Below are 12,393 nucleotides of genomic sequence, written 5' to 3' on the forward strand. Positions count from 1 at the left end.
TTATGCCAGTGTAATGAGGAGTGAATGAGCGTGCATACCAATTCTGAAAAATCTGACGATGCGTCGGGTGCGGCAAAAATCCGCGTCAACTTCAGCTTACCATTGCTGTTATTGATCGCAGCATCGATGGCCGTACGGGCTGAACCGCAGGCCATTCCGGTCAATGCGGTTTCCGCCAGCGCCACCAGCGAAAGTATTCAGAGTCCAGTTCAGCCACACCTTATCCCGGCAACCACCGAAGCTACACAACCCGCTGGTACAACACGACCTGTCGTCACCGCAGCCGCAAAACCGCCGATGCTGACAGACTTTTCACCGCTCGCCCTCTATCACCACGCGGACCGGATTGTAAAAGCGGTGATCCTGATCCTGATTTTTTCCTCCGTACTCAGTTGGAGCATCTGGTCCGGTAAAACCCTGGAGTTGTTGGTGCGTGGTCGCCGCCTGAGAAAAAATCTCCTGCTGCTGACCGGTAAACGCTCGCTTCACCAGTGTGGCGAACTCTCCGCGAAGAGCTGTGAACAAATGCGCCAGGTTGCGCTGAACGAGTTGGATCGTGCGAATGATCGCCTGTCGACTCAAGCGGTACAAGCGCTGCGCGACCGCGTTGTCGCCCTTATCCAGCGCATTGAAGCCGCGGAAGCGCGCCTGGCCACACGGGGTGCCAGCATCCTCGCCACCACCAGCGCCGTTGCGCCGTTTATCGGCCTGTTTGGCACGGTTTGGGGTATTATGCACAGTTTTATCTCCATCGCGCAGTCGCAGACCACCAACCTCAGCGTGGTTGCACCCGGTATTGCCGAAGCGCTGTTTACCACCGCGCTGGGGCTGGTGGTCGCCATTCCGGCGGTCATCCTCTACAACGTTATCGGTAGGCTTATCACCGGCTATCGCCTGCTGCTGGCCGAATCGATGACCCTGACCCTGTGCCTGCTCAGCCACGATCTGGATGCGCTGGAACAGAACTCTCATCCTCTTCTGACGAGAGCATCATAGCTATGGCCTTCTCCTCTCAATCCGCTGGCGGCGACGATCTGAACGCGCTTGCCGAGATCAACGTTACGCCAGTTATCGACGTGATGCTGGTGCTGCTGATCATCTTTATGGTAGCGGCGCCGCTCTCTACGGCCAATATTCCGCTGGATCTGCCGTCAACCACCTCCAGCCAGCCGACGCCTGCGCCGGAGCCAATTACCGTCAGCCTGAAGAGCGATAACCAACTGTACATCGGTGATAAACCGGTGAGCCGCGAAGATTTTATCGCCGATCTGGATGCCGGAACCCACGGCGATAAGGACGCGCGGATTTTCCTGCGGGCAGATAAAGATATCGACTATGCACGGCTGATGACCTTTATGGATCTGCTGCGCGATGGCGGCTATACCAAAGTGGCATTGATTGGCCTGCCCAGTGAGGCGGCGGGGAATCATCCATGACCAGCTTTATTCTCAATAATGTCCAGCCCCTGCGCGTAAAGCCGCGTGGAGAAAAGCTATCGTGGTCAATCGGTCTGCTACTGGCGGTTGCTGTACATCTGTTAGTGCTGATATATCTGCTGCGGAAACCGCCGGCACCACCGATGGTGATGCCCAACCCGGCAGCGGCACCGATGTCGGTTATTATGGCGGTGATGCCAACCACCTCGCAGATTTCCAGCCAGGAAAGCGTTGCACAGCAGGCTAGCCAACCCGATGAATCAGAACCGCCACCTTCGTCCGCCAAACTGGATGTGGCGGCGAAAGAAGTGAAAAACGCCGAGGTCAAAGCGGTGGTCCACGACAGCAAGCAGAGGCCGAAAGCGGAGGCTAAACAGCCAAAACCACAGCGAACCGTTAAGCCACGCGAAGTTAAACCACTGCCCAAAAAAGTTGAGGTAAAAAAACCGGCATTAATCACCACGCCGGACTCAGTGCGCAGCAACAGTAGCGAACGGCTTTCACAACAGAATCAGGCCCCGCAGGTCGGCGCCGCCAGTAATCAGGCCGCCACGGAGAAGCAGAACTGGCAGTCGATGATCCTCGCCCAGCTTCAGCGCGAGAAGCGCTATCCCGGCTATGCGCTGCGGATGAAACAGCAGGATACAGTGATGGTACGCTTCACTATAGACCGCAATGGCAATGTACTGGAAACTGCTATTGAGAAAAGTAAAGGTTATGTTACGTTGGATCGTGAATCGCTCCAGCTGCTGGAGCGAGCATCTCCGCTTCCAAAACCACCGGCCAGCGCGTTTACGCAATCGGATAGAATGGTATTAGTGGTGCCAGTTTCATTTTCTATTCGCAATGTTTGACTGAAGCCTAAAATAAAATTACCGCCATCGTCGTAATGCGAAGGTGGCGATTTTTTATCGTCTGCGCAAAAGTGAATAAACTTAAAAAATGGGGGTGAGAAGTTTTACTGGATAAATAAAATAACAAGGATGGAATAAAGAATAAAAGGGAAGTGATAATCTATTTTAAATTACGACTGATTTTTCAGCAAAACTTCCCGACAGTGCAGCACTGCTTTAACCGCATATTTCTCTACCAGGCTACGGGATACGCCAAGCTTTTCTGCTATCTGTGCATGAGTCATACCCTCAACGCGGCTCATGTAGAGGATTTCTCGAGACTTTTCAGGTAAAGAGGATAAAGCATCATCTATCTCTTTTATTTGCTGCTTATAATGCAGGTTTTCTTCCGGGGTTGGCATGTAGTTTTCAAATAGCTCAAAAGCGCCTTTGAGTAGCTGGCTACGGCGTTGTTCGGTACGAACATAGTCCGTTGAGGCATTCATGGCGATGCGAATCAAATAATTTCGCGCGTCGTCATGAGTCGGAAACTGATTAGCCAGATTAAGTATGCGAAAATAAATATCCTGCGTCAGATCCTGAGCAACCTGCCGTGAACCGGTACGATAGGTGATTATCCGCTGCAATGTCGGATGGAGATCAACAAACACATCGAGAATATTATGAGTTGCTATCACCGTTATAACTCCAGATGGACAAGGATAATTCAATATTAAACTAAATATAAACGAATTCAGCACACGACACTAATAGTATTTCCATATATAGATACTCTGAGAGTGAGTAAAGATTCGCGAAGATTTGGGCATGAGGAAACGGTATGAAAAGTACGGGCTGACAAAGACAGCCAGGATGTCCCTCTCTCAGCGCAAGTTCTGCCACATTTATAATGGGTATTTTTTCAGAGGAACAGCATCATGAACGCGATAAAAGTCATTAGCATCGATCTGGTTAAATCAGTCTTTCAGATCTGCGTCTGGATGAATGACGGGATTGCAATTACCCGTAAGGTTTCCCGAGCTAAATTGCTGGACTGCATTCTCCAGTTTCCTGCAGGTTTGATCGTTGGAATGGAGGCTTGTGCAACTTCACGTTCCTGGGGCACACTTTTCAAACAATGGGCTTTCCGTCCAACTTATCCCCACCCAGCACGTAAAAGCATTGACGCATCACCCAAAAAAGATGCGAATGATGCACTGGTAACTTGTGAGACGGCCTGTCAATAGACCTGTTTTAGTTCCATGTATTTTTTGAGTTCCCGGCCAAATAATGGTGCTGTCGGTATTTCTCCAGTATCAGATAGCAGGTGAGGCCACCTGAATTACAGAAAACGAGATCTGATGTTGATAGCTATACATCTGCCTGATAATGGTTGAATTGGTTGATTTTTGCTTCCTGAATACGCCAGTCAAATCTGCCTTTCCGTTAATTTGCACCCGACATCTCGTTGATTAAAGCACGGAGTGGGATTACTGCGGTCCACAGTTCTGGCAAACAGTGAAAGACAGAACGAATAAGAAGGCCTGCGTAAAAAAAATGTGTCTCGGCGAGTGATGCAAATTACCTTACAACAAACACAGGCGGTGAAGAACAGCGCCGGGCGGATTCCGGACGCGGTGAACCGACGCCATTGCTACGAAGCCTGATCCGGCTGCACCTCAGGCCATATGATAGCCTGTGCAACAATCACATCCTGCCCATTAAACGTCGCGGCGGGGGAACCATACAGTTGATAACCAAGCGCCAGCGCTTCTGAAACCCGATGACAAAATTTAGCGTCATCCTTACCTGTCAGGAGACGGTAACGAGGAAGACCATCCGGAGGTTCATGGCCCTTATTTTTTATTTCTGGATTGATCATGGTAGTACTCCTCTTTCAAATTTAGCCTGTTAGGCTCTGTCGTTATTCTCATCTTCACAAAACCGTAAAATACCACGATGGCCAGTCTGACCACAAAGCTCACGGCATGTTCAAATGCATTGCCCGGGTAATTGCGCGTGGTTCACACCATAGATTTTCTCCCGGCAATTTCGGTTAAGGTGCATGTCCGGATGCTGGAGGAGTGGAATATCGAATCAAGAAGCATTTTAAAATGCTCTCGTATTGTGAAAATACACGTATCAATAATATTGAGACACCGATCTGAAGGAACGATAAATCGTGCCACTACAGACTGTTGCAAACTGGAATCTCAGACTAAAGGCAGCGTAACCATCACCTCCAGCCCGCCGCCTGCCCGGCTGTTGACGCTGAGATCCCCGCCATGCTGCCGGGCAATCTGGTGCGCGATGGCTAATCCCAGCCCGGAACCGTTATGCCGGGCGGCAGTACCAGCTCCGCGATGAAAGGGCTTGATAATCAGCAATAAATCCTGCTCTGAAACACCGGGACCGCAATCGCGTACCGCAATTTTGGCGACATTTTGTTCCCGCCAACTGGCGACCTCTAATCCAGTCCGGCCATATTTGGCTGCGTTTTGCATCAGGTTTGTCAGCAGGCGCATCACGCTGACGGGGCGGAAAAGGAACACCGGCAGCGGGGCAAGGTTCAGGCTAAAGTTCTGTCCCAGCCCGGTAAAATCATGTGTCAGCTCGGTAATTATCTGGTTGATGTCACCGGGTTGAGTTAACTCCGTTGCACTGCCACGGGCATAATCAATAAATTGCTGAAGAATGTTATCAACGTCATCAAAATAACGACCAAAATCATCCTGGGTGGATTTCCCCTGCTCACTCATTGCCAGCGACAGCCTCAGCTTGGTCAGTGGCGTTCGCAGATCGTGAGAAATACCGGCCAGCATCTGCGCCCGGGTATTCTCCATCTCAGCCAGACCATCCAGCATGTGATTAAATGTCAGGCTGACCGTCTTGATTTCAGTCGGCCCTTCTGGCGATAAGGGACGCGGCCATCCTCCCTTTCCGACGTCAGTTGCGGCCCGAGCCAGTGATGTCAGTGGCCGGTTGATGCGACGTTGCAGGGCATAAGCGGTGAGCAATGCCATCAGGGACAAAACGACTGACAGCAAAATCGCGCTTATCAGGCCAGAAAGATGGTCCGAAGGCTCCACGGCCAGCGCAATCCAGTACGGCTGCCCGGCGGTGTTCACCTTCACCCATAATTTTTTTCCGGGTGCCTGCTCCCAGCGCAACTGAATGCCCGCCGGAAGTTGCTGATGCAGACTATCAAGAAAGACTTTCAGATAATAACGACGATAGAACCCAGCCAGTCCCAGCGTGGGTATTTCTATGGAATGCTGTGGTGGCTGAGCAACGCCCTGCACCGCCTGCACATAGCGATCACGATCCCTGGCTGGCACCGTTGCCAGCAGCTTATCGAGCATTACGATCTGCGAGGCAATCAGCGAGGCGGCGTCATTGACCCGGGGTTTCTGGATAAAAACCAGAAACACCGCCAGCGTGGTGAATTGCGTCAATGTGACCAGCAATATCAACAGGACACTGTTGCGTGCCAGCAGGGAGCGAGGCCAGAATTTTTTCACGTTTCGCTATCTACAATCAGCATGTAACCCATGCCCCAGACGGTCTTCAGCCAGCGGGGCTCGGAAGGTTGCACTTCAAGTTGCTGGCGCAGGCGTAAAATCTGCACATCGACGCTTCGGTCCAGCGCTTCATACTCGCGACCTCTGGCGCGGTTCAGCAGATTCTCCCGGCTGATCGGCCGGTTAGGCGTGGTAGCCAGCGCAATCAACAGATTCATTTCAGCAGAATTTAGTGCCAGCGGTTGATCTGCGCGGTAAAGCGTCTGACGGGTGATATCCAGGCGGTAAGGGCCAAAACAGACCTCCCCCGAACCGCTGGGTGTTTCACCACGCTGCAACGCCTGCCGCCGGAAGATTGCTTTAATACGCGCCACCAATTCCTGCGGCAGGAAAGGCTTGGCGAGATAATCATCAGCGCCGGTTTCCAGACCAATCACCCGGTCTATCGGGTCACCGCGCGCAGTGAGCATCAGGATAGGCAACGTGTATTTCGCCGCGCGCAGGCGGCGGCAAACGGACAGACCATCTTCCGGTTCCATCATCAGATCCAGCACCAGCAGATCAAAAGGTTCACGCTGCAAATACCGGTCGAGTCGCGCGCTGTTTTCCGCCGTTCTGACTTCAAACCCCTGATCGCTTAAATAGCGTTGCAGCATGCTGCGCAGTTCATTTTCATCGTCCAGAACGAGGATTTTCTTCGCCTTATACCCGGGTTTCGCGTCACTCATAAATCATTCCCCCGACTGCGTCGCGCCTGCCAGGCCTCTTGTGCACGTTGCAAAACGACATAAAAACAAGGGACTAACAGAATGGCAAGCAAAGTCGCTGACAACATTCCCGAAAAAACGGTAATCCCCAGTGATTTTCTGGCGCTGGCGCTGGCACCGCTGGAAAAGATCAGCGGTACTACGCCCAGGGTAAACGCCAGCGATGTCATGATAATCGGCCGGAAACGCGTTCTGGCCGCCGTCAGTGCAGCATCAATGATGCTACTACCGGCCAGGCGCTGCTGACGGGCATATTCGACAATCAGGATCGCATTCTTGGCGGCAAGACCGACGAGCAATAACACGCCAATCTGAGTATAAAGATTGTTAGCGATATTCAGCGCTAACAATGTGATTGCCGTACCTGATAAGGCAAGTGGGACACCAAGGATTACGCTGACAGGTAACCAGTAGCTTTCATATTGTGCCGCCAGCACCAGATAAACCAGCAGCAGCGACATGGCGAAGGCAATATAGATACGGTTTCCGGCCACTTTTTCCTGATACGACATATCGGTCCAGGACAGGCTGATATCCGGCGGCAGAGTGGCTTTAGCCAGTGTCTCCAACGCCTGCATCGCTGCCCCACTACTGTAACCCGGTGCGGGCATACCGGTGAGCGTGGCAGCCGGGTTGAGATTATATAAAGAAGCAACAGCTGGCCCCCGGGTCGGGGTGAAACTGACCAGTGTCGCCAGCGAAACCGGCTCACCGCTGGCATTTTTTACCGTCAGTGCGGAGATTTGCTGTTGCAGCAGACGCTGATCTGACTGCGCCTGCACATAAACTTTCACGCTATGGTTCTCGCGGGTGATTTGATTGACATAGCTGGCACCAAGATACTGTTGCATCGCATCAAAGGCATCACCGGGAGATACGCCCATCGCTGCCGCGCGCGTTCTGTCCAGCGTGACATTGATCTGCGGCACATCAGCGCGCAGTGTGCTGAACATGCGCGACACTTGCGGCAGTGCCATCGCCTGTCGGGCAAAATTGTCACTCACCTGCTGCAGATGTCTGTAATCACTTTTCCCGTCATTCTCGCTCAGGATCATCTGCATACCGCCGCCGTTACCGACGCCCTGAATCGGCGGCGGCACAATCACCAGTGCATTGGCATCGGGAATTCCTGCCAGCTGTTTATTCAGGTTGAGATAGATTGAACGTAAATCCTGGTTCCTGCCACGCTGGTTCCAGGGCTTCAGGGTGATGTAAATCAGCGCCGCGTTGGACAAGGACGCATTATTGTCGAGCGGTGACAGTCCACCGATGACCACGACATGATCTACCCCAAGCTGCTGATTCAGCACGCCCTCTACCTGTTGAGTAACATTGGCGGTTTTTCCCAGCGAAACTGCGTCTGGCAGTTGCAGCGATACCAACAGGTAACCCTGGTCTTCCAGCGGAATAAATCCGGTAGGAATTTTGAGGAAGGCAGCTAACGCCAGCACGATCATCACCATGCCACCGATAAGCGCCGCTTTGCTGTGGCGGATTAAGCGGCGAACACCGTTGAGATAAACGTTCTCCAGCCAGCCGAAAACCTGGTTGAACTTCCGGTAAACCCAGGGCCTGGTTCCCTCTTTCACCGGTCGCAGCCACTGTGCGCTCTGCACCGGTTTCAGCGTCAACGCATTAAGAGCGCTGAGCAAGGTCGTCACGGCAATCACCAGCGCAAACTGACGATACATCTGGCCGCTAAGCCCCGGTAAGAAGCTGTCCGGGAGATACACTGCCACCAGCACCAGGGTGATAGAAATAATTGGCGGCAACAGCTGGCGCATGGCACGCAGCGTCGCCTCGCGCGGCGTATATCCCTGTTCTATATGATGACTCACGCCTTCGACCACCACGATCGCATCATCAACCACGATACCGATCGCCAGCACGATGGCAAACAACGTCAGCAGATTGATGGAAAAACCCATCAGGTAAATGGCACCGAACGTGCCGATAAGGGTGACAGGTACCGTGGTGGCGGGTACCAGCACCGCCCGCCAGTTTTGCAAAAATGCCACGATCACTAGTAAAACCAGCAGACTGGCAATCAACAAGGTGCTGTAGACGTCATCGACTGAACTCTGAATAAAGTTGGTGGTGTCGAATGGCAGTGAATAGTGCATACCTGCCGGCAGTTGGGTTGACATTTTTTGCATCTCTGCAGCGACTGCTGCGCCAACGTCCAGCGCATTGGCATCCGGTAACTGTGAAATAGCAATCCCTGCTGCAGGTTTACCGTCCATGGTGAAAAATTGCGAATAACTCGATGAACCCAGTTCGGCATGGCCGACATCCTGTAAACGCACCAGCCTGCCACCATCCTGGGTGCTGCTTTTAATAACGATCTGATTGAACTGGCTGGCATCGGTCAGCAGGCCATTAACGTTAAGCGTCAGTTGCCTCTGCTGGCCACTGTCGACGGGTGGAGCGCCCAACTGCCCGGCGCTGACGCTGCGGTTTTGCGCTTTGATAGCGCTGATGACGTCATCCGGTACCAGGCTGTATTGCTGCATACGCGCCGCATCCAGCCAGATGCGAATGCTGTAATTTCCGGTACCAAACACCGTGACATCACCCACGCCAGGTATGCGCGCCAGTGAGTCGCGCAGATGATTAGTGGCGTAGTTGCTCAAAAACAGTGTGTCCTGAGCCGGGTCGCTCGATTGCAGGCTATACAACTGCAAAATGGCCGTTGATCTTTTACGCACCGTTACCCCCTGCTGCTGCACCGCATCCGGCAGTTGGGAAAGCGCAGCCTGCACACGGTTTTGCACCAGGATTTGAGCCTGGTCGCTATCGGTGCCGATAGCAAAGGTGATATTCAGGGTATAGGTACCATCGTTGCCGGTGGTGGATTTCATATACAGCATGTTCTCGACACCATTTACCTGCTGCTCAATGGGGAACGCTACCTGCCCCTGCAAAGTCTGTGCATTGGCTCCTGGATAGTGAGTCACCACCTGAACCGTCGGCGGAGTGATGGGGGGATACTGCGACACCGGCAACACCCATAACGCAGCAGCGCCGAGGATCAGGATAATCAGTGACAACACATTGGCGAAAACTGGCCGGTCGAGGAAGAACTTAATCATGCTGGCTTTGCGCCTCGTTGCTGACGTTCACCTTTCTCCCCAACAAATCCGGACGGGCAAAGGTCAGGACGCGTTGCGTGTTGTCAATTGCGCTGAGCAAAATGACATGCTCACCGCTACCGGGAGCCGTTTTAACACTAAGGCGGCTAACCGTGCCATCCGCGGCAACCGGGAAAATACTGTCGCCCTGCACTGCCGTGGCCGGAAGTTGCAACTGGCTCACTGGCGCTGCCGCATGTAGAGTGACCTGGACAAACATACCCGGTAGCAGGTTAACTGGCGGCTGATGCAGAGTCGCGCGCAGGGTGATATTGCCGCTGGCGCTGTCAAGCTGGTTATCGACAAAATCGATGGCGGTATGCAGAGGCTCACTTAGTCCGGGAATGGTGATATCTAACGGCTGATGCGCGACAGCATCGCTGCGTGCGGCGATAATGCCAAAACGCGTCGCGTCTGACTGATTAAGGCTGAAAGTGACATACAACGGGTCGATTTTATTCAGCGTGGCTAACACGGTATTACCGCTGGTACCTACCAGATTACCGACATCAACGGTGCGCCGCCCGATGCGTCCGGTGAAAGGTGCGGTAATACGCGTATAACCAAGATTAATTTGCGCAATATCCCGCTGTGCCAGGGCCTGATCTCTGGCGGTTTGCGCGTCCTGCAAGGTTGACAAGGAGATAACGCGTGACGGATAGAGTGCCTGGTCGCGGTCGGTTTCACGCTGGGCATTTATCAGCGTGGCCTGATCCGAATTAAGCTGTGCCTGTAAGGCAGCCGGGTCTAACGTAAACAACACTTGTCCGGCCTGTACCAGGTCGCCGTCTTTAAAATTGACAGATTGCAGCGTCGCAGCGACGCGCGCTGCAATCTGCACCTGCTCTGAAGCACTCAGTGTCCCGGTGACGGTAATTGACGAGTCAAATGTGAGTTTTTGCGGCACGCTTACCGAAACCACAGGAACCGACTGCCGGGGAGCGTTTTCCTGTGGCTTACAGCCCGCCAGAAAACAGCCGGCCATCAACAACAGTCCATACCCGCATGTCACACTAAGCGTCTTCATGGATAGCGCGTTCATGGGGTTGATTATTTTTTCGCAGCCATAAATGCACTGAGTTGCGAGAGGGTGATATAGCCATTTTTCGCGGTATCTATTTCTGAAAAGTGCCGGGCGACGCGTGGCATACCAACCTGCGCCTCGGCCAGAGTCAGTTTTCCATCATGATTGGTATCCGCGGCAGTAAAGCGATTTTGCATACGTTGTGCGAGGCTATCCGCCGGTGCGGCACTGGCGGCACTGATAAAGACGAAACCTGCAGCCAGCATCAGGAACTTTTTCATTTATTACCTCGAGTTACCGTTAATGAGAGCGTATCGGGAAAAGCAGAACTTCACGGAAAAAGAATATAGAAAAGCCAGCCAGGAAGGGTTTCTGAATTGTTCCAGACTTATGTCATCGCATGTCATCGGAACACTGAGCAGACTCCCGCTCAGTTCAGGATGCGCGGCGTAACCATGTTGGCGGAGATGTGCATTAAGGAGATGATTGGCACCAGGTTGGGAGATGCAAGCGCGCAATCGCTTCGTCACTGAGTTTTTCGGGGAAGGTCATCAGCGCGCATATTGAATTTGCATGCGCCACAATTAACGCCGTTTTACCGACGCGTAATTCAGATACCACTATCTGTTGCCAGTAAAGAGGTATCCGATGCGGGTCACAGGTTGATGTGATTATTCGTATAAGGATGCTTCACCTGCTGGACGGGTTTTAAACCGGCGGTGCATCCACAGGTATTGTTCAGGGGCACGGAGGATTTCATTTTCGATGATTTTATTCATGTAACCAGCTGCGACGACCTCGTCGCCCTCGGGATAGCCTGATAACGGATTACTGATATACATCTGATAACCTTTTTTATCGCTCCGTCGGATCATGCTAAGAGTGATCAAATCTGCGCCAGCGAGTTTTGACAGTGCATATGTTCCATTCGTCGTGGCTGCATTTTTTACGGAGAAAAAGGGAGCGAAAACGCTGCCCTTAGGCCCATAATCTTGATCAGGTGCAAACCACACAGCTTCACCGGCCTTAAGAGCATGAACAAAGCCAGATAAATTACGTCGATTAATCATCGCTTTATTTGAACGCATACGCCCTTTTGTCTGAACCCATTCCATCAATGGATTATTGTGTGGGCGATACGTTGCCATCATAGGATGACATAACCCCATGACTCTTCCGCACAATTCAAGAGACATAAAATGAATCCCGACAACCATTACCCCTCTGGTTGCATTGGTCAGGTTTTCAACCCCTTCGACATCAAACCATTTCTTGACTCTCGCATCGCTCCAGAACCAGGCCATGCCCGTTTCCATCAGTCCCAGACCGAGAGAAACAAAGTTTTTATTGACCATCTGGCTTCGGGCAAATGGTGTCATTTCGGGAAAGCAGAGCTCAATATTTTTAATCGCAATACGTTCCCGGCGTTTCAGAAAGTGTCTGGATATTTTTCCAAGACCAGAGCCCAGAATATGTAAGACCGGGTAAGGAAGTTGAACTATAAGCCACAGCAGGCCCAAACCAGACCAGGTAAACCAGTAGCGGGGATAGAGTAAATTATGATTAAAGGGTTGTGACATAAATTTCCTTAATGCTAATGAAAGTTGTAACGCATAAGGAAAATAATGAAGAATTCGTCTTTAGCGATACACATCGTTTTAGACAGTTGCAGACTGTTTAA

The 12,393-nt window shown here is 52.1% G+C and carries 12 protein-coding genes; 4 read left to right on the forward strand and 8 right to left on the reverse strand.

The genetic code is table 11. From position 1 onward, the window contains the following. Positions 1-24 precede the first annotated feature (24 nt). From exbB to CWM66_RS01640, 3 genes are read left to right on the forward strand one after another with little or no spacing between them, the layout of a single operon-like run. Positions 25-996, forward strand: coding sequence for a tonB-system energizer ExbB (gene exbB / locus CWM66_RS01630; protein ID WP_107146174.1), 972 nt, complete (start codon positions 25-27; stop codon positions 994-996). Positions 997-998: 2 nt separating this feature from the next. After that, on the forward strand, positions 999-1,436 hold the full coding sequence (exbD, locus tag CWM66_RS01635) for a TonB system transport protein ExbD (RefSeq protein ID WP_007374845.1): 438 nt from the start codon (positions 999-1,001) through the stop codon (positions 1,434-1,436). Next, entirely contained in the window at positions 1,433-2,290 is an 858-nt protein-coding gene (locus CWM66_RS01640) for an energy transducer TonB (RefSeq protein ID WP_107146175.1), read from the forward strand. The genes exbD and CWM66_RS01640 overlap by 4 nt, the downstream gene beginning before the upstream one ends. A 170-nt stretch (positions 2,291-2,460) precedes the next feature. On the opposite strand, the gene CWM66_RS01645 is transcribed toward CWM66_RS01640, so the two are convergent. Next, positions 2,461-2,967, reverse strand: a complete 507-nt coding sequence (locus CWM66_RS01645) for an RNA polymerase sigma factor (RefSeq protein WP_007374843.1) — start codon at positions 2,965-2,967, stop codon at positions 2,461-2,463. 240 nt (positions 2,968-3,207) lie between these two features. Here CWM66_RS01645 and CWM66_RS28845 point away from each other — a divergent pair, with 240 nt between their 5' ends. After that, on the forward strand, positions 3,208-3,516 hold the full coding sequence (locus tag CWM66_RS28845) for a hypothetical protein (RefSeq protein WP_035943411.1): 309 nt from the start codon (positions 3,208-3,210) through the stop codon (positions 3,514-3,516). Between the two features lie 407 nt (positions 3,517-3,923). Here CWM66_RS28845 and CWM66_RS01655 read toward each other — a convergent pair whose 3' ends face one another. The 7 genes from CWM66_RS01655 to lpxP all read right to left on the reverse strand — a co-directional run bounded on the left by CWM66_RS01655 (position 3,924) and on the right by lpxP (position 12,292). Beyond that, positions 3,924-4,151: a DUF1737 domain-containing protein gene (locus CWM66_RS01655; RefSeq protein WP_007374842.1), complete on the reverse strand. Its 228-nt coding sequence runs from the start codon at positions 4,149-4,151 to the stop codon at positions 3,924-3,926. Positions 4,152-4,482: 331 nt separating this feature from the next. Beyond that, positions 4,483-5,790, reverse strand: coding sequence for an ATP-binding protein (locus tag CWM66_RS01660; protein WP_107146177.1), 1,308 nt, complete (start codon positions 5,788-5,790; stop codon positions 4,483-4,485). Beyond that, the gene (locus tag CWM66_RS01665) at positions 5,787-6,518 is read right to left on the reverse strand and encodes a response regulator (RefSeq protein ID WP_007374840.1); all 732 of its coding nucleotides are present in this window, start codon (positions 6,516-6,518) and stop codon (positions 5,787-5,789) included. Before CWM66_RS01665 ends, CWM66_RS01660 begins: the two co-directional genes overlap by 4 nt. Continuing rightward, the gene (locus tag CWM66_RS01670) at positions 6,515-9,649 is read right to left on the reverse strand and encodes an efflux RND transporter permease subunit (RefSeq protein WP_107146178.1); all 3,135 of its coding nucleotides are present in this window, start codon (positions 9,647-9,649) and stop codon (positions 6,515-6,517) included. The genes CWM66_RS01665 and CWM66_RS01670 overlap by 4 nt, the downstream gene beginning before the upstream one ends. Further along, positions 9,642-10,673, reverse strand: coding sequence for an efflux RND transporter periplasmic adaptor subunit (locus CWM66_RS01675; protein WP_071920715.1), 1,032 nt, complete (start codon positions 10,671-10,673; stop codon positions 9,642-9,644). Before CWM66_RS01675 ends, CWM66_RS01670 begins: the two co-directional genes overlap by 8 nt. A 65-nt stretch (positions 10,674-10,738) precedes the next feature. Then, complete coding sequence (locus tag CWM66_RS01680) at positions 10,739-10,993, reverse strand: EF-hand domain-containing protein (RefSeq protein ID WP_007374836.1); 255 nt, start codon at positions 10,991-10,993, stop codon at positions 10,739-10,741. Between the two features lie 390 nt (positions 10,994-11,383). Further along, entirely contained in the window at positions 11,384-12,292 is a 909-nt protein-coding gene (lpxP, locus tag CWM66_RS01685; protein WP_007374834.1) for a kdo(2)-lipid IV(A) palmitoleoyltransferase, read from the reverse strand. Positions 12,293-12,393: the final 101 nt, after the last annotated feature.

This window comes from Kosakonia sp. H7A (genome assembly GCF_003028445.1).
GTDB lineage: Bacteria > Pseudomonadota > Gammaproteobacteria > Enterobacterales > Enterobacteriaceae > Kosakonia > Kosakonia radicincitans.